Genomic DNA, 17,487 nt, shown 5'->3' on the forward strand with positions numbered 1-17,487 from the left:
GAGAACGTTACATCCACTGCAACTTTGCACTCAGCGCAATTACCTGCGACGTCGGTCACACGTGCGATGCGGTCAGATCTCGCCGAACCCCGCATCGATCGCGTCGGTGAGCGCCTCGACGGCCTCGCCGGCCTGCGCACCGCTCGCCTCGATCTGCAGCTGTGCGCCCTGCGTCGCGCCGAGCTTCATGAGCTCGAGCACGCTCGCGGCGTTGACGCCGTTGACCGAGACGGTCGCGTCGTACCCCGCGAGCATGCGGGCCACGACCGCCGCCGGCCGGGCGTGCAGGCCGAGCGGGTTGAGCAGCGTGCGCGTGGCGCGCACGACGCCGTCGTCCGCGGGCGCGGTCGCGTGCCCGTCCGTCGTCGGCGCCGCCTCCACGGGGCCGAACGACGTCGCGGCGTGCACGGCCGAGGCGGCGACCTCCTCGAGGTCCGCTCCCCCGTGCGCCGTCACCGCGGCGGCCACCGCTCCCTCGACGAACGGCGCGTCCGCGAGCCGCACGCGCTGCGCGAGCTCGGGATCGACGGCCTCGAGGACCGACTCGGTCGTGAGCACCGCCGAGCCGAGGTCCGTCAGCACGACGACCGAGCGCCCGGCCTCGCCGGCCCGCTCGATCGCGGCCTCGACCGCGGCGTAGTCCGTGCCGAGACCACCGTCCGCCATGCCTCCAGCGGCGACGATGAGCACGCCGGGCGCCATCTGCGCCGCGAGCTCGGTCGCACCGAGCGCCAGGGCGCGCGAGTGCGAGACCAGGACGAGCGCAACCCGCGCGAGCTCACGGCCCGTCGGGACGCCGGCCTCGGCGGTCACGACGCGCGGGCCGCGGTCGCCGCGGCGGCCTCGAGGAGCAGCTGCGACGAGCGCGCGCCCGGGTCCAGGTGGCCTGCCGAGCGCTCGCCGAGGTAGCTCGCGCGACCCTTGGTCGCGACGAGCGGGATCGTCGACTCGGCGCCGGCGGTGGCGGCGCGGGCCGCCGCCTCGAGCACCTGCGCGGGCTCGGCGCCGTCGGCCGCCGCCTTGGCGGCCGCCTCCGCGGCCGGGGACCACGCGTCGACCATGGTCTTCTCGCCCGTGGTGGCCTTGCCGCGGGCCACGATCCCCTCGAGGCCCGCCTCGAGCAGCGCGACGACGCCCGCGGAGTCGACGGTGCTGCCGCCGCACGCCTTCGCGGCCCGCAGGTACGCGGTGCCGTACAGCGGTCCGGCAGCACCGCCGACCGTCGACATGAGCGTGGTCGCGACGAGCTTGAGCACGTCGCCGATCGTGGCGGGCGGCGCCTCGAGCGCGTCGAGCTTGGCGACGACCGCCGTGAAGCCACGCTTGAGGTTCTCGCCGTGGTCACCGTCCCCGATCTGCCGGTCGAGCTCGATCAGCTCGTCCCGGTGCTCGACCACCGTGGCGGCGCTCGTCCGTACCCAGTCCACGGCCCACGCCACGTCCAGCGTCATGCCACCTCCATCGTCGACCCCTGACCGCTGCCCATCCTCGCCCACGCCGCAGGCGTCACCAGCGCAGCGCGGTGGTGTGGACCGGAGCGTCCCACAGGGTGGTGAGCTCGTCGTCGAGCCGCAGCACCGTGACGGACGCGCCCTGCATCTCCAGCGACGTCACGTAGTTGCCGACGAGCGAACGGGTCACGTTCACCCCGCGGGCCTCGAGCAGCGCGCGTGCCTTGCGGTACACGATGTACAGCTCCGAGGCGGGGGTGCCGCCCATGCCGTTGACGAAGAGCAGCACGTCCTCGCCCGAGGCGAGCTGCAGGTCGTCGACCACGGGCGTGAGCAGGAGCTCGGTGATCTCGTCGGCTCCGGCCAGCGGGATGCGCCGACGGCCGGGCTCGCCGTGGATGCCGATGCCGATCTCGATCTCGTCCTCGGGCAGGTCGAACGACGGCTTGCCCGCGTGCGGGACCGTGCAGGCCGTCAGCGCGACGCCCATGGACCGCACGTTGGCGATGACCTTCTTGGCGACCGCCTCGACCGCGTCCAGGTCGTCGCCGCGCTCGGCCGCGGCGCCCGCGATCTTCTCGACCGCGACCGTGCCGGCCACGCCGCGCCTGCCGGCCGTGTAGAGCGAGTCCTCGACCGCGACGTCGTCGTTGACGACCACGGTACGGACCGTGACGTCCTCGGCCTCGGCGAGCTCCCCCGCGGTCTCGAAGTTCAGCACGTCGCCCGTGTAGTTCTTCACGATCGCGAGCACCCCGGCGCCGCCGTCGGCCGCCTGGTACGCCGGGAAGATCTGGTCCGGCGTGGGGCTCGTGAACACCGCGCCCGGCACGGCCGCGTCGAGCATGCCGACGCCGACGAACCCGGCGTGCAGCGGCTCGTGGCCGCTCCCGCCACCGCTGACCAGGCCGACCTTGCCGCTGACCGCGCCGCCGACCCGGGTCACGAAGTCGGGGTCGTGATGCACCGCGACGACGTCCGCGTGCGCAGCACCGAACCCGTCGAGCGTCTCGGTGACCACCTCTGCCGGATCGTTGATGAGCTTCTTCACACCCGCCATCCCCTCTCCGGGCGCCACGCGGGCCCCGGTGTCGCCAACGCCCCCGCTGTCGTCCTCACCTTCTCGGTGTGGCCGCACCGCGGCAAGTGGCGGGCGTGCATGCGCCGTGCACGTTTGTGCACGGGGCGTTCCGAGCCTGCCACACGGCCGACGACGAGCGTCAGGGGCGTCCCAGCAGGACCCGTGCCTCGGCGACGAGCAGGATCGACCCGGTCACGAGCACTCCCGCGCCCCGCTCGACCTCGGACTCCGCACGCTCGACCGCGAGCGCGACCGCCGCGTCGAGCCGCTCGACCACGTGCACGCGGTCCTCGCCGAACACCTCGACGGCGATCTGGCCGAGCTCGTCCGCGGGCATGGCGCGCGCGGTGCCCGCCTGCGTCACGACGATCTCGGCCAGCTCGGGCTCGAGCACGGACAGGATGCCCTCGGGGTCCTTGTCGGCCATGACGCCGACGACGCCCACGAGCCGCTCGAACGCGAACGCCTCGTCGAGCGAGGCGACCATGGCGGTCGCCCCCGCGGGGTTGTGCGCGCCGTCGACCAGGACGGTCGGGCTCGAGCGCACGACCTCGAGCCGGCCGGGCGAGCTCGCGTCGTCGAACGCAGCACCGACGACGTCGCCGTCGAGCGCCGCACCACCCGTGAGCAGCACCTCCACCGCGACGAGCGCGAGCAGCGCGTTCTGCGCCTGGAAGGCGCCGTGCAGCGGCATGAAGATGTCCGCGTACACGCCGCCCAGCCCCCGCAGGGTGAGGACCTGACCACCGACCGCGACCTGCCGGTCGACGACCGAGATGTCGACGCCCTCGCGCACGACCCGAGCACCGCGCTCCGCGGCGACCTGCAGGATCACGGCCTCGACGTCCTCGGACTGCTCCGCCAGGACCAGCGTCGCGCCGTCCTTGACGATGCCCGCCTTGACCGCGGCGATGTCGAGGACCGAGTCACCGAGCCACTGCTCGTGGTCCATGCCCACGGGCGTGATCACGGCGACGTCGCCGTCGGCGACGTTGGTGGCGTCCCACGAACCGCCCATGCCGACCTCGACCACGGCCACGTCGACGGGTGCGTCCGCGAAGGCGGCGAACGCCATCACGACGAAGACCTCGAAGAACGACAGCTGCGGCTCGCCCCGCTCGGCGGAGCGCGCGTCGACCATCTCGACGTAGGGCAGCACGTCGCGGTACGTGGCGACGAAGGTCGCGTCGTCGATGGGCTCGCCGTCGATGGCGATGCGCTCGTTGACGCGGGTCAGGTGCGGGCTCGTGAAGCGGCCCGTGCGCAGGCCGTGCTCGCGCAGCAGGCGCTCGACCATGCGGCTCGTCGACGTCTTGCCGTTGGTCCCGGTCAGGTGCACCACGCGGTACGCGCGCTGCGGGTCGCCGAGCAGCTCGCACACCTCGCGCACGCGGCGGTTCGACGGGTCGATCTCGTGCTCGGGCGTCCGGCGCAGGATCTCGCGGTACACCTCGTCGGCCTCGGCGCGGGCGGCCGCGTCACGCGTCGCCGCGCGGCGGTCGGCCTCGCGACGCTCGCGGTCGCGGGGGGTCACCGGACGACCTCGACGACGAGGACAGCGGGGTTGGTCATGAGCGCCATTGTGCCGTGCCACGCCCGCGGGCCCGACCTCGGACGCGCCTGACCTCGGACGCGCCTGACCTCGGACGGTGTCCCGCCAGGCGCCGGGCCGCTACGTTCTGCGCATGCCGCCTCGCCCCCGCCCGCGCCGCACGGCCCGCCTCGCGTCCGTCGCGGCCCTCGCGCTCGGGCTCGCCGCGCTCGCCGCCGCTCCGTCCGGCGCTGCCTCTCCGTCTGGCGCTGCCTCTCCGTCTGGCGCTGCCTCGTCGGGCGCCGTCGCCGCCGGTGCGCCCGTCACCGCCGCCACGGTGAAGATCGTCGGGAACGGCACGGCGCGCTCGTGCACCCCGACCGCGCTGGCCAAGGCCGTGCGCTCGGGCGGCACGATCCGGTTCCGGTGCGGGCCGACGAAGGTCGCGATCTCGCTCGACCGCACGCTCTACACGTGCAACACCACCACCTGCCGGCACCCGTGGGAGGACCCGAGCGCGCGCGTCGTCGCCGCGGTCGTGATCGACGGGGGCGACAAGGTGATCCTGTCCGGCGCGGGCAAGCGCGGGATCTTCTACGCCAACACGTGCGAGGAGTCGTTGGGCTGGCTCGACGCCCACTGCGACACCCAGACCACGCCGCACGTGACGTTCAAGAACATCGTGCTGAAGAACGGCAACGCGACCAAGGGTCCCGCGCGCTTCGACTCGGTGGGCGGCGGGGGCGGCGGCGGCGCGATCGCGATGCGCGGCGGTCGGCTCACGGTCCAGGACGCGCAGCTGCGCGACAACCGCTGCATGACCAGGCACTCCGACGCGGGCGGCGGCGCCATCCGCGTCGTGGGCCAGCGGGCGACCGCGCGGATCGTCCGCTCGACGTTCGAACGCAACCGGTGCGCCAACGGCGGAGCGATCTCGTCGCTGCAGGCGCCGCTGCTGGTGCGCGGGTCGACTCTCGTCGAGAACACCGCCACCGGGTCGGGTGCGAGCTCCGGGCAGGGCGGCAACGGCGGCGCGATCTACTTCGACGGGACCGCGCAGGACGTCACGGTCGAGAGCTCGACCATCCAGCGCAACGCCGCCCCCGAGGGCGGACCCGGCGTGTTCTACGTGAGCAACGACCGCACCGGAACCCTGACGATCACGGGGTCCACAGTCACCAGGAACACCGGCGCGAGCTTCTGGACGGGGTCCACGCGCAGCATCTTCTTCCTCGGCAAGGCGTTCGTCCGGTCCGGCTCGACGATCACCTGACGCGCCGCGGGCGGCCCCGACCGGGAGGTCCGGACCGCCCGCGGCGTCGTTCGCGAAGCGTCAGACGCCGGCCTTGCGGACGGTGGCCTCGAGCGCGGGACCCGCCACGACCGTGAGCTCGACCGCGAGCGTCTCGTCGGCGACGAACGTGCGGTGCTTCTCCACGTCGGCCACGTGCTCGTCGGGCGCGGTCACCTCCAACACGATCCGGTCGCTGACGTGCAGGCCCGCGGCCTTGCGCGCGTCCTGCACGACGCGCACCACGTCGCGCGCGTAGCCCTCGGCGCGCAGCTCGTCGTCCAGGCCGATGTCCAGGACGACGAAACCGCGCTCGGGCAGCACCGCGGCCGCGACCTCGTCGCCCGCCTCGTCGCGCACCGCCGCGACGAGCGTGTACTCCTCGCCCGTGAGCAGGACGTCGCCGTCGGGGGTGCGCACCAGCACGCCCTCGTCGGTCTGCTCCCACTCGCCGGACTTCGCGGCGCGGATGACGCCCTGCACGGCCTTGCCGAGGCGCGGTCCCGCGGCGCGCGCGTTGACGTCGAGCCGCGTCCAGACCCCGAACTCGGACGCGGCCGCGTCGTCGACGGACAGGATCTGGACCTTCTTGACGTTGACCTCGGCCGCGATGAGCTCGGCGAACGGCTGCGCGAGCTGCGGGTACGGGATCGCGACGCGCAGCTCACGCAGCGGCTGGCGCACGCGCAGCGCGTTGGCCTTGCGCAGACCGAGCGTCGCCGAGACGATCTCGCGCACGCGGTCGATCGCGGCGACGAGCTCGGCGTCGGTGAGCTCCGCACCGGTCGCCGCGGCACCCTCGACCATCGAGGCAGCCCCGAGCCCGGGCAGGGTCACGACCTCGGCGGGCGTCGGCCAGTCGGTCAGGTGCACGCTGCGCCCACCCGTGAGGCCGCGCCAGATCTCCTCGGTGACCAGGGGCGCGAGCGGCGCCATGAGTCGCGTGAGCGTCTCGAGCGCGGTGAACAGCGTGTCGAACGCCGACTGGTCCTCGTCCCAGAACCGCTGACGCTGCGTGCGCACGTACCAGTTCGTGACGACGTCCAGGTGCTGGCGCACGGACTCGCACGCCCCGGGCACGTCGTACGCGTCGAGCTGCTCGGTGAGGCGCACGACGAGCTCGCGCGTGCGCGCGAGCAGGTCGCGGTCCGCGGTCTGCAGCGCAGCCGCGGTCGTCTCGTCCACACGGCTCGCCGTCAGGCCGGCCCCGCCGCGCGCGGCACCCGCGTACAGCGTGAAGAAGTAGTACGTGCTCCACAGCGGCAGCAGCACCTGACGCACGCCGTCGCGGATGCCCTCCTCGGCGACGATGAGGTTCCCGCCGCGCAGGATCGTGCTCGACATGAGCGACCAGCGCACGGCATCGGAGCCGTACACGTCCCACATCTCGACGGGGTCGGGGAAGTTGCGCAGCGACTTCGACGCCTTGCGGCCGTCGTCGCCCAGCACGATCCCGTGGCACATGACGTTGCGGAACGACGGCCGGTCGAAGATCGCCGTGGCAAGCACGTGCAGCGTGTAGAACCAGCCGCGGGTCTGCCCGATGTACTCCACGATGAAGTCGCCCGGATAGTGGTGCTCGAACCAGTCCGCGTTCTCGAACGGGTAGTGCACCTGCGCGAACGGCATCGAGCCCGAGTCGAACCACACGTCCAGCACGTCGGGGATGCGACGCATGATCGACGCGCCCGTCGGGTCGTCGGGGTTCGGCCGGGTCAGCTCGTCGATGAACGGGCGGTGCAGGTCGGGCTCACCCGCCTCGTTCGTCGGGACCCGCCCGAAGTCGCGCTCGAGCTCGGCGAGCGAGCCGTACGCGTCCACGCGCGGGTACGTCGGGTCGTCCGAGACCCACACGGGGATCGGCGTGCCCCAGTAGCGGTTGCGGCTGATCGACCAGTCGCGCGCGCCGGACAGCCACTTGCCGAACTGGCCGTCCTTGATGTGCTCGGGGATCCAGGTGATCTCCTGGTTGAGCTCGACCATCCGGTCCCGGAAGTCCGTGACGCGCACGAACCAGGACGAGACCGCCTTGTAGATCAGCGGGTTCCGGCAGCGCCAGCAGTGCGGGTAGGAGTGCTCGTACGTCTCGTGCCGCACGACGACCGAGCGGCGGGACTCCTCGACGCGCGCGAGCGGGCCCGTGCCCGCCTTGAGGTCGGCGATGATCGGCTTGTTGCCGTCGAACACCTGCACCCCGGCGTAGTCGCTCACCACCGGCGTGAAGCGGCCCTTGTCGTCGACGGGCACGACCGCGGCGATGCCCGCCGCGTCGCACGCCGCCATGTCGTCCTCACCGAACGCGGGCGCGAGGTGCACGATGCCCGAGCCGTCCTCGGTCGTGACGAAGTCCGCGACCAGCACCTGGTGGGCGTTCTCGTGGCCGGCGAAGTAGTCGAACGGCGGCGTGTAGCGCCGGCCGGCGAGCTCCGCGCCGCGCACCGTCGCCACGACCGTCGCCTCGCCCAGCTCGCGCGCGTACGCGCCCAGACGCGGCGCGGCGAGCAGCACGCGCTCACCCGGGTGTGCCTGCGCGAACGGCGAGTCCGGCGCGGGCTCGACCGTGACGTACTCGATGTCCGGGCCGACCGCGACCGCGAGGTTGGACGGCAGCGTCCACGGCGTCGTCGTCCAGATGAGCGCCAGCTCACCGGTCTCGAGCCGCAGGCCCACGGTCAGGGCCGGGTCCTGGCGGCTCGCGTAGACGTCGTCGTCCATGCGCAGCTCGTGGTTCGACAAGGGCGTCTCGTCGACCCAGCAGTACGGCAGGACGCGGTAGCCCTCGTACGCCAGGCCCTTGTCGTAGAGCTGCTTGAAGCCCCAGATCACGGACTCCATGAACGTCACGTCGAGCGTCTTGTAGTCGTGGTCGAAGTCCACCCAGCGGGCCTGGCGCGTGACGTACTCGCGCCACTCGTGGGTGTACTTCAGCACCGAGTCGCGGCACGCCGCGTTGAACGCCGCGATGCCCATCTCGTCGATCTGGGCCTTGTCCGTGATGCCCAGCAGGCGCTGCGCCTCGAGCTCGGCGGGCAGGCCGTGCGTGTCCCAGCCGAACCGCCGCTCGACGCGGTGGCCCTTCATGGTCTGGTAGCGCGGCACGACGTCCTTGGCGTACCCCGTCAGCAGGTGGCCGTAGTGCGGCAGACCGTTGGCGAACGGCGGGCCGTCGTAGAACACGTACTCGTTGTCGCCGTCGGCGCCCGCGTCGCGCTGGTCGATCGACGCCTGGAACGTGCCGTCGGCCTCCCAGTGGGCCAGGACCTCGCGCTCGAGCGCGGGCAGGTCCGGCGACGGGGGCACGGGCGTGCCGGGACGGTGCAGCGGGTAGTGACGATCGGTCACCGCGGTGTCTCCTGTGGTCGGCACGTGCTGGTTGGCGCAGGTGCGTGCGTCGCGTCGGCTGCGAGGACGATCGCCCGGACCGGCCGGGCCACCGCGGTACCACCTCACTTGCCGGCTCGTCGTCCTCGCCGGGGATCCGGCGGCGACGGCGCGTCGACCACTCGTGACGGCTGTGACGGGCCTACCCGTCCGGTTCTAGTGAGGCCGCCGCGCGAGCGTGGCGACCCGTTCTTCCGGAGGCTCCCCGGTGATGGCCGGATCGGTGCCTGTCCGCCCAGGGTAGCCCAGGGGCGCCCGCGCTCGTACGGCATAGTCCTGCGCGTGACCACCCACGCGGCCCCCGGACCGGCAGCCCCCCTCGTGCTCCTCGACCTCGACGGGACGCTCAGCGAGTCCGCACCGGGCATCACCGCGAGCGTCGAGGCGGCGTACCGTGCGCTGCGCCTCCCCGTGCCCGCGCCGGCCGAGCTGCTCTCGTTCGTCGGCCCGCCGCTGCGGGACGGCTTCCGCGCGCACGGCGTGCCCGACGACCTCGTCGGCGCCGCGGTCACCGCGTACCGCAGCCACTACGACGCCGGCGCCCTGCGTGACACGCGGGCCTACCCCCGCGTGCTGGACGCCCTGCGTACCCTGCGCGCCGCCGGGTGCACGCTGCTCGTCGCGACGTCCAAGCAGCAGGTACGCGCCGAACCCGTGTGCGCCTACCTGGGCATCGACGCGCTCGTGGACGGCGTGTTCGGGGCCCCGCCCGACGAGGTGCCGAGCAGCAAGGCGCTCGTGATCGCCTCCGCGCTGGCGAGCGTGCCCGGCCACGGACCCGCGATCATGGTCGGCGACCGCAGCCACGACGTCGTCGGCGCGCACCTGCAGGGTCTTGCGTGCCTCGGCGTCACGTGGGGCTACGCCGAGCCGGGCGAGCTCGCGGACGCGGACGCGCTGGTCGACGACCCCGCGGACCTGGCCCGCGCCGCGCTCGACCTGCTCGCGCGCGTGGCCTGCTGAGCACGACACCGCCCGAGCGCGGTGCGTCACTCGAGCGCGGCGGCGACCAGCCCGCCGGGGCCCAGGTGAGCCGTGAGATCGCCGAGCGCCGCGACCCGCAGTGCGGAGGGCCGCGCCGGGTCCAGCGCGGTGCCGGCCGCCGCAGCGACGTCGTGCAGAGCGCGCACGCACCGGGCGTAGGCGAGCCGGTCGTCGTCGATGTCGACGCGTCCGTACCCCGTGAAGAACGCCGCCGCCTGCTCGACCGTGACCGGCTCGTGCGGCAGCACGCCGCCCAGGACGAAGATCAGGTCGTGCTCCGGGGGTGCCACGCACGCGTGCTCCCAGTCGAGCAGCGCGACGTCGCGCCGACCGGTCGCGACCACGTGCCCCACGTGGGCGTCGGCGTGGGTCACGACGAGCGGGAGGTCGCGGCCGTGCTCGCGCAGCCGGAGGCCCACGCGCGCCGCGCGAGCACGCACCGCCGCGAGCCACGGCCCCGCCGCGACCCACGCGTCGGCGGTCGCGGCCGCGACCGCGTCGGGTCCGCCGTCGAGCGTGCGGCTCACCTCGACGTCGACCAGCAGCGTCCGTGCGACGGGTGCCGTCGGGTCGAACGACTCGCGCGCCAGCCCCGGCACGCTCGTCGGGTCGAGCGCGTGCAGCCGCGCGACGAGGCGACCGAACGCGGTCCACTGCACGGGCGTGAGCGGGACGTCGCGGCCCGTGGGTCCGTCCAGCCAGGGTTCGACCGACAGGTGCCCGCCGTCGTGGTCCGTGGCGGTCGCGCCGCCGCGCGTGAGCAGCGGTGGGGCGAGCGTGGCCGGGGCCGCGGGCACGTCCTGCGGGCGCTGCGGGATCGAGCGCGCGAACGCGAGAGCGACCTGGGCCGCGGGCGTCGTCGCCGACGTCCACCGCACCGCGTAGCGGCACGTGCCCGCGGTCGCGCGCCACAGCCGGGTGGTGGCGTGCGAGGTCACGGGCTCGAGGCTCTCGACGTCGAGGCCGAAGTCGTCGCGCACGCGGTCGCGGACGGCGGTGGTCGTCACGTCCCGCACGCTAGGCAGCGGGTGTTGCGACGACGTTGCCACCACGTGCCCATCGCGACACATCAGCCTCACGGCCGGCCCGCTCGACGAGCGGATCGGCCGCCGTCCTGCGGACAGGGTCACAGCCGGACAGGGTCACAGCCGGACAGGGTGACCTGCGGACAGGTGGCAGGATCTGCGGGTGACTGCTGCCGTGCTGCTGGACCTCGACGGGACGCTCATCGACTCCGGGGACGGGGTGGTCGACTCCCTGTGCGCGGGGTTCCGCGGCGCCGGACTGGTCCCGCCCGACGACGCGGTGCTGCGCTCCTTCATCGGCCCGCCGATCCACGACTCCGCGCGGCGCGTGGGCGTCCCGCCCGAGCTGCACGACGAGGTCGTCGCCGGCTACCAGCGCGCGTTCGCCGAGCGCGGGAACCTCATGGCCCACGTGTTCGACGGCGTGCCGCAGGCGCTGGCCGGGCTGCGTGCCGCCGGGGCGCGGCTCGTCGTCGCGACCGCCAAGCCGCACACGTTCGCGGTCCCGGTCCTGGAGCACCTGGGCCTGGCTCCGCTGCTGGACGGCGTGTTCGGCGCACCCGACGACGAGAGCGAGACCAAGGGCCAGATCATCGCGCGGGCCGTGGCGTCGCTCGGGCCGGACGTGCGTGCCGTGATGGTGGGCGACCGCGAGCACGACGTCGAGGGCGCCCGGGAGAACGGCCTGCCCTGCGTCGGCGTGCTGTGGGGCTTCGGCGACCGCGCCGAGCTCGAGGGCGCGGGCGCGCGGGCGGTCGTGGACTCCCCCGCCGCTCTCGTCGTCGCGGTGGGCGAGCTCGTGGGGCTCAGGCCGACGGCGTGACGGGGTCGAGCGCCGACCAGGGGAACGTGATCCACCGGTCGGTGCGCCGCCACACGTAGTCGGGGTCGATCACCGAGCGCGGCTTGGCGTACAGCACGGCCGTGCGTGCCTCGTCGCAGTGCTCGGCGATCAGCCGCTGCACGAGCGCGAGCGTCTCGCCGGTGTCCGCGACGTCGTCGACCACGAGCGCGCGCGTCCCGCGCAGCGCGGACGTGTCGAGCAGCGGAGGCAGCACCGCCGGTTCGGGCAGGCGCGAGTCGACGCCCGTGTAGAACTCGACGTTGAGGGTGCCGACGGCCTTGGTGCCCAGCGCGTACGCGATCGCGCCGCCGGGTGGCAGACCACCGCGCGCGACGGCCACCACGACGTCGGGCGCGAAGCCCGAGTCGACGACCGCCTGCGCGATCTCGCGCGACGCGCGTCCGAACGTCTCCCAGTCCAGGACCTCGCGGTCGCTCGGGAGCTGCTGCCCCTCGCCCGCCTCCGTCGTCGCCATCCGCGCATCATCCCCCGGCGTGCGGCTCGGGCACACCTCGCTGCCTCGCCTTGCCGTTGACGCGACGTCAACTTCTACCGTGGGTCACGACCGCACGACATCGAGACGACGTCCGCACGACGACCGGACGGCGTCCGTACGAAGGAGGAGCGATGGAGGCGTCCATCCAGGAGGTCGCGCGCCTCGCGGGCACCACGAGCCGCACGCTGCGTCACTACGACGCGGTCGGGCTGCTGCCGCCGAGCCGTGTCACCGCAGGGGGCTACCGCTGGTACGACGACGCCGCGCTCGTCCGGCTGCAACGCATCCTGCTCCTGCGGGAGCTGGGCCTGGGGCTCGCCGAGATCGGCCGGGTCCTGGACCGCGAGCAGGACGAGGTCGTCGCGCTGCGGCGCCACCTCGCCTGGCTGCGCGACGAGCAGCGCCGGCTGGAGCGACTCGTCGCCTCGGTCGAGCGGACGATCACCGCACGAGAAGAAGGAGGGCCTGTGATGGCCGAGGAGATGTTCGACGGGTTCGACCACACGCAGTACAAGGACGAGGTCGAGCAGCGCTGGGGTGCCGACGCGTACGCGACCTCGGACGCGTGGTGGCGAGGGATGCCCGACGACGAGAAGACGGGCTGGCAGGCGCGCACCGCCCAGCTCGCCGCGGACTGGGCCGCGGCCGCCGCGGCGGGCACCGACCCGGCGTCCGACGAGGCGCACGCGCTCGCCGCTCGCCACGTCGCGTGGCTCACGTCCGTGCCCGGCACGCCCGGTCACGGCACGGGCGCCCCGGTCGACTACGTGCTGGGTCTGGCCGAGCTCTACGTGGCCGACGAGCGCTTCGGCGCGAGCTACGGCGGGCCGCAGGGCGCCGCGTTCGTCCGCGCAGCGCTGCAGGCCTGGGCCGCGTCGCGCTGACCGCTCCGCCGCGCGTCTCGGGTGCTACGGCGTGCGCAGGGTGGCCTGCCAGTCGTCGTACAGCTCGGCGAACCGGCCTCCCCCCGTCGCGAGGTCCGCCGGGGCGCCGTCCTCGACGACGCGCCCGCCGTCGACGACGAGCACCCGGTCCGAGCCCATGACGGTCGACAACCGGTGCGCGATGACCACGGCCGTGCGGCCCGCGAGCAGCGTGCGCAGGCCGCGCTGCACGAGCGCCTCCCCCGGGACGTCGAGCGAGCTCGTCGCCTCGTCGAGGATCAGGACCGCCGGGTCGGCGAGGAACGCGCGGGCGAACGACACGAGCTGACGCTGACCAGCCGAGAGTCGCCCGCCGCGCTTGTCGACCTCGGTGTCGTAGCCGTCCGGCATCGCCGAGACGAGTGCGTGCACGCCCACGGCGCGCGCCGCGGCCTCGATCTCGTCACGCGTCGCCGACGGGCGACCCAGCGCGATGTTCGCGGCGATCGACCCGGAGAACAGGTACGACTCCTGCGTCACCATGACGACCGCCCGGCGCAGGTCGACCGGGTCCACGTCCCGCACGTCGAGGCCGTCGAGCAGCACCGCGCCCGAGCGCACGTCGTAGAACCGCGCGAGGAGCTTGGCGACCGTCGACTTGCCCGCGCCGGTCTCGCCGACCAGCGCGAGCGACTGCCCCGCAGGTACGTGCAGGTCCAGGTCCCGCAGCACGCTCGGCCCGTCGCCGTACCCGAACTCGACGCGCGCGAACCGCACGTCGCCACGCACGTCGCGCAGCGCGACCGGCGTCGGCGGGTCCGGGACGGTCGGTTCCTCGGCGAGCAGCGCGGACAGCTTCTCGAGCGCCGCCGTCGCGGACTGGAACGAGTTGTAGAACATGCCGATCTGGGCGAGCGGCTGGAAGAACCGCCGCGCGTACAGCACCGCGGCCACGAGCACACCGACGTCCAGGCCACCGTCCAGGACGCGCAGCCCGCCGACGAGCAGCACCGCCGCGACCGTGACGTTCCCGATCAGCGTGAGCCCGGTGTCGAAGACGCCGTTGACGCGGATCGCCTCGGCCGTCGTGCGCCGGTACGTCTCGGACTCCTCCCCGTACACCGCATCGGCCCGGCCCTCGCGGCGGAACGCCTGCACCGCGCGGATGCCCGTCATCGTCTCGACGAACCGCACGATCACGCGCGCGGCCGCGGTGCGGTTGAGCCGGTACTGGCGCTGCGAGCGCAGCTGGAACCACCGGGTGAGCACCACGCCGGGGACCACCGCGACGAGCAGGACGAGCCCGCTGCGCCAGTCCAGGAGGGCCAGCGACGTCGCGGTGAACACCATCGCCAGGCCGCTCGAGGCGAGCGTCGTGACCCCGCCGTCGAGCAGCTCGCGCAGCGCGTCCGTGTCCGACGTCTGGCGCGAGATGATCCGCCCCGAGGTGTAGCGCTCGTGGAACTCCAGGCTCAGGCGCTGGGTGTGCCGGAACAGCCGTCCGCGCAGGTCGAGCAGCACCGCCTGGCTCACGCGCGCCGAGGCACGCACCACCGCGGCGGACAGCAGCCCCCCTCCCACCGCCAGGACCAGGTACGTCCCGGCCGCCAGAACGAGCGGCCGCGCGTCCCCCTCATCCGCGAGCGCCGGGAGCGCCGAGTCGATGCCGAACGCGACGAGCGCCGGACCCGCGACGGCCGCGAGCTGGGCGAGCACGACGATCGCGACGGTCCACCACGCCGGTCGTGCGACCGGCCGCAGCAGCGAGCCGAGCAGCCTCAGCGACCGACGCCGGACCGCCCGGGGATCCTCAAGGACCTCGTCCGCCGCCGCGCTCACCGGGCCACCTCCGCGCTCTCGTCGGCGACCTCGTCGACCACGCGCTCCTCGTCCTCGCGGCCCGCGAGCGCCTGCTCGCGCCGTTCGCGGTCGACCGCCGCGAGCTCGTCGTCCTGCGCCTCGAGCGCCGTGAGCACGTACCGGTAGTGCGCGTGCGTGGCGAGCAGGTCGGTGTGGGTGCCGACGGCCGTGATCCGCCCGTCCTCGAGCACCGCGACGCGGTCGGCCAGCGCGACGGTCGAGGGCCGGTGCGCGACCACGAGCGTCGTGGTGCCCGTGAGCTCCTCACGCAGCCGTGCGGTGACGGCGGCCTCGGTCGTGACGTCGAGCGCCGAGAGCGGGTCGTCGAGCAGCAGCACGCGCGGGCGCACGGCGATCGCCCGAGCCAGCGCGACGCGTTGGCGCTGGCCGCCGGACAGGCTCAGCCCCTCCTCGCCGATCACGGTGTCGAGGCCGTCGGGCAGCTCGCGCGCGAACCCGGCGCGCGCGACGTCGAGCGAGCGGTCCAGCAGCGCCTGCGCCTCGGCGGCCGGCAGGTCGTCCGGGACACCCATGAGGACGTTCTCGCGCACCGACGCGGAGAACAGGATGGGCTCCTCGAACGCCACCGAGACCGCCGCGCGCAGCTCGGCACGCGTCAGGTCCCGCACGTCCACGCCGTCGAGCCGCACCGCGCCGGCGGTGACGTCGTACAGGCGCGGCACGAGCTGCAGCAGGGTCGTCTTGCCGCTGCCCGTGAGGCCGACGAGCGCGGTCGTCGTCCCGGGCTCGAGCACCAGGTCGACGCCGGTGAGGATCTCGGGGGGCCGCACCGCACGCCCTCGGGCGGGGTGGGCGAACCGCACGTCGAGCAGCTCGACGCGCGACCCGTGCTCGGGGCGCGGCGGCAGTGCCCGTGGGACCTCCGGGTCCCGCACGGTCGGCACCGTGTCGATCACCTGCACGAACCGCTCGGTGGCGGCCCTGGCGTCGAGCGTCATCGCGAGGAGCTGGCCGAGCCGCTCGACCGGCGCGTTGACGATCGCCGCGGTCGCGAAGAACGCGACGAGCGCACCGACCGACAGCCGCCCGGCCGCCGCGAGCGGGACGCCGATCGCGAGGGACAGCGCGAGGATCGCCTCCGGGATCGCCCCGAGCGCGAAGGTCACGCGTGACTGCGTGCGGGCCTTGGCGACCTCGGTCGTGCGCAGCGCGTCCGCCTGCCGCACGAAGTCCTCGAGCGCGTCCTCGCCGCGACCGAAGGCCTTGAGCACCCGGATGCCGTGCACGGACTCCTCGACCGCCGTGGCGAGGTCCCCCGCCTGGTCGCGAGCGCGGCGCGCGACCGCCTTGTAGTCCTGCCGGAAGCGGAACCCGAGCCAGACCATCGGGACCGCGCCCAGCAGGTAGACCACGCCGAGCAGCGGTGCGGTCGCGATCATGAGCCCGACACCGACGACCACGGTCGTCGCGCTCACGCACAGCATCACGACGCCGAACACCATCCAGCGCCGGATGACCGACAGGTCACCCATCGAGCGCGACAGCAGCTGCCCGCCCGACCACCGGTCGTGGAACTCGACGGGCAGGTCGAGCAGCCGCCCGAACAGGTCGCGGCGCATCGCCAGCTCGACGCCCGTGCCCGGCGTGAGGATCAGCGCGCGACGGCACCACACCAGGAACGCCTCGATCACGCCGAGCAGCAGGACGAGCCCCGCGGCCTCGACGACCGCCGCCCGCGAGCCGTCGGTGAGCAGCGGCCCGTTGACCACCGCGCGCAGCACCTGCGGCACCGCGAGTGCGAGCAGGCTCGCGCCGAGGGCGGTGAGCCCGCCGAGCACGATGCGCGGCAGCGCGGGCCGTCCCCACTGCAGCAGCCGGAGCAGCACGCTCGTCGTCGACGGCGTGCGCTCGGGGGCGCCCGGAGAGGCGGGGTTCGTGGGGTGAGGGTCCGCAGCGGGCGTCGCACGACGTGTCGTGCGTGGTTCTGACGGCACCGGGTCACCCTACGACCGCCCTCGGACACCCGCCGCCGCGGTCAGGACCGTCTCAGCACCCGGTCGCCGGCGGGCGGTCGTCGTGCGGTCAGACGCCCGTGCGCGCGATCGTCGTGTTGTTCGCCTGCGCGCGCGGCCGCACGACGAGCAGGTCGACGTTGACGTGCGCCGGCCGGCTCAGCGTCCACGCGATCGCGTCGGCGACGTCCTCGGCGACGAGCGGCTGGTAGCCCTCGTAGACCTTCGCGGCGCGCTCGGCGTCGCCCGCGAACCGCACGAGCGAGAACTCCTCGGTCGCCACCGCGCCAGGCGCGATCTCGATGACCCGGATCGGCTCGCCGACGACCTCCCAGCGCAGCGTCGTCGCGAGCTGGCGCTCGGCGTGCTTGGCACCGGTGTAGCCGGCGCCGCCGGGGTAGGCGCCGTGCGCGGCGGTGGACGTCACGACGAGCACGTCGCCCTCGCCGCGCTCACGCAGCAGCGGCAGCAGACCCTTCGTGACGCGCAGCGTGCCGAGCACGTTGACCTCGAACATCGCGCGCCACTGCTCGAGGTCCGCGTCCTCGACCTTGTCCTGCCCGAGCGCGCCGCCCGCGTTGTTCACCACGGCGTCCAGCCCGCCCGTGGCCCGCACGTGCGCGACGAGCGCCGCCACGTCCTCGTCGGACGTGATGTCGACGACGAACGGCTCGGCACCCGTCTCGGCAGCGAGCTCCTCGAGCCGG

14 protein-coding genes are annotated in these 17,487 nt (G+C 74.0%); 4 read left to right on the plus strand and 10 right to left on the minus strand.

The annotated features are described in order from the left end of the window. Positions 1-72 precede the first annotated feature (72 nt). The 4 genes from dhaM to CGE01nite_RS10050 all read right to left on the minus strand — a co-directional run bounded on the left by dhaM (position 73) and on the right by CGE01nite_RS10050 (position 4,066). The gene (gene dhaM / locus CGE01nite_RS10035; RefSeq protein WP_141370656.1) at positions 73-813 is read right to left on the minus strand and encodes a dihydroxyacetone kinase phosphoryl donor subunit DhaM; all 741 of its coding nucleotides are present in this window, start codon (positions 811-813) and stop codon (positions 73-75) included. Next, positions 810-1,451 (minus strand): dihydroxyacetone kinase subunit DhaL, encoded by a 642-nt coding sequence (gene dhaL / locus CGE01nite_RS10040; RefSeq protein ID WP_048342275.1) that lies wholly within the window; start codon positions 1,449-1,451, stop codon positions 810-812. Before dhaL ends, dhaM begins: the two co-directional genes overlap by 4 nt. Positions 1,452-1,506: 55 nt before the next feature. Further along, entirely contained in the window at positions 1,507-2,502 is a 996-nt protein-coding gene (gene dhaK / locus CGE01nite_RS10045; RefSeq protein ID WP_048342290.1) for a dihydroxyacetone kinase subunit DhaK, read from the minus strand. A gap of 169 nt (positions 2,503-2,671) precedes the next feature. Further along, positions 2,672-4,066 carry a bifunctional folylpolyglutamate synthase/dihydrofolate synthase gene (locus tag CGE01nite_RS10050; RefSeq protein ID WP_048342274.1) on the minus strand — a complete coding sequence of 465 codons (1,395 nt, stop codon included), beginning with the start codon at positions 4,064-4,066 and terminating at the stop codon, positions 2,672-2,674. 151 nt (positions 4,067-4,217) lie between these two features. On the opposite strand from CGE01nite_RS10050, the gene CGE01nite_RS10055 reads away from it, so the two are divergent. Beyond that, complete coding sequence (locus tag CGE01nite_RS10055; protein WP_141370658.1) at positions 4,218-5,336, plus strand: right-handed parallel beta-helix repeat-containing protein; 1,119 nt, start codon at positions 4,218-4,220, stop codon at positions 5,334-5,336. Between the two features lie 60 nt (positions 5,337-5,396). Here CGE01nite_RS10055 and ileS read toward each other — a convergent pair whose 3' ends face one another. Further along, the gene (gene ileS, locus CGE01nite_RS10060; protein WP_141370660.1) at positions 5,397-8,696 is read right to left on the minus strand and encodes an isoleucine--tRNA ligase; all 3,300 of its coding nucleotides are present in this window, start codon (positions 8,694-8,696) and stop codon (positions 5,397-5,399) included. 321 nt (positions 8,697-9,017) lie between these two features. On the opposite strand from ileS, the gene CGE01nite_RS10065 reads away from it, so the two are divergent. Continuing rightward, positions 9,018-9,698 (plus strand): HAD hydrolase-like protein, encoded by a 681-nt coding sequence (locus tag CGE01nite_RS10065; protein WP_048342271.1) that lies wholly within the window; start codon positions 9,018-9,020, stop codon positions 9,696-9,698. A gap of 26 nt (positions 9,699-9,724) precedes the next feature. Here the strand turns inward: CGE01nite_RS10065 and CGE01nite_RS10070 are convergent, their stop codons facing one another. Continuing rightward, a complete protein-coding gene (locus CGE01nite_RS10070) occupies positions 9,725-10,726 on the minus strand; it encodes a phosphotransferase (RefSeq protein ID WP_048342270.1) in 1,002 nt (333 codons plus the stop codon). 181 nt (positions 10,727-10,907) lie between these two features. Between CGE01nite_RS10070 and CGE01nite_RS10075 the strand changes: the two genes are divergently transcribed. Beyond that, the gene (locus tag CGE01nite_RS10075) at positions 10,908-11,567 is read left to right on the plus strand and encodes an HAD hydrolase-like protein (RefSeq protein ID WP_048342269.1); all 660 of its coding nucleotides are present in this window, start codon (positions 10,908-10,910) and stop codon (positions 11,565-11,567) included. On the opposite strand, the gene CGE01nite_RS10080 is transcribed toward CGE01nite_RS10075, so the two are convergent. Further along, entirely contained in the window at positions 11,551-12,063 is a 513-nt protein-coding gene (locus CGE01nite_RS10080; protein ID WP_048342268.1) for a phosphoribosyltransferase, read from the minus strand. The genes CGE01nite_RS10075 and CGE01nite_RS10080 overlap by 17 nt on opposite strands. 152 nt (positions 12,064-12,215) lie before the next feature. Between CGE01nite_RS10080 and CGE01nite_RS10085 the strand changes: the two genes are divergently transcribed. After that, positions 12,216-12,968: a MerR family transcriptional regulator gene (locus CGE01nite_RS10085; protein WP_048342267.1), complete on the plus strand. Its 753-nt coding sequence runs from the start codon at positions 12,216-12,218 to the stop codon at positions 12,966-12,968. Positions 12,969-12,992: 24 nt separating this feature from the next. Here the strand turns inward: CGE01nite_RS10085 and CGE01nite_RS10090 are convergent, their stop codons facing one another. From CGE01nite_RS10090 to CGE01nite_RS10100, 3 genes are all read right to left on the minus strand, one after another. Then, positions 12,993-14,786: an ABC transporter ATP-binding protein gene (locus CGE01nite_RS10090; RefSeq protein WP_048342266.1), complete on the minus strand. Its 1,794-nt coding sequence runs from the start codon at positions 14,784-14,786 to the stop codon at positions 12,993-12,995. Then, entirely contained in the window at positions 14,783-16,651 is a 1,869-nt protein-coding gene (locus tag CGE01nite_RS10095) for an ABC transporter ATP-binding protein (RefSeq protein ID WP_141370664.1), read from the minus strand. The genes CGE01nite_RS10090 and CGE01nite_RS10095 overlap by 4 nt, the downstream gene beginning before the upstream one ends. Positions 16,652-16,850: 199 nt before the next feature. Further along, positions 16,851-17,487, minus strand: a 637-nt coding sequence (locus tag CGE01nite_RS10100) for an SDR family NAD(P)-dependent oxidoreductase (protein WP_141370662.1), incomplete at its 5' end; no start/stop codon positions are given.

The sequence above is a fragment of the Cellulomonas gelida genome (assembly GCF_006538725.1).
GTDB classification, from domain to species: Bacteria; Actinomycetota; Actinomycetes; order Actinomycetales; family Cellulomonadaceae; genus Cellulomonas; species Cellulomonas gelida.

Excerpts from the sequence above, each read along its gene's own strand:
- dhaL (WP_048342275.1), bottom strand. The coding sequence starts at position 1,451 with ATGACGCTGGACGTGGCGTGGGCCGTGGACTGGGTACGGACGAGCGCC.
- CGE01nite_RS10055 (WP_141370658.1), top strand. The coding sequence starts at position 4,218 with ATGCCGCCTCGCCCCCGCCCGCGCCGCACGGCCCGCCTCGCGTCCGTC.
- CGE01nite_RS10080 (WP_048342268.1), bottom strand. The coding sequence starts at position 12,063 with ATGGCGACGACGGAGGCGGGCGAGGGGCAGCAGCTCCCGAGCGACCGC.
- CGE01nite_RS10085 (WP_048342267.1), top strand. The coding sequence starts at position 12,216 with ATGGAGGCGTCCATCCAGGAGGTCGCGCGCCTCGCGGGCACCACGAGC.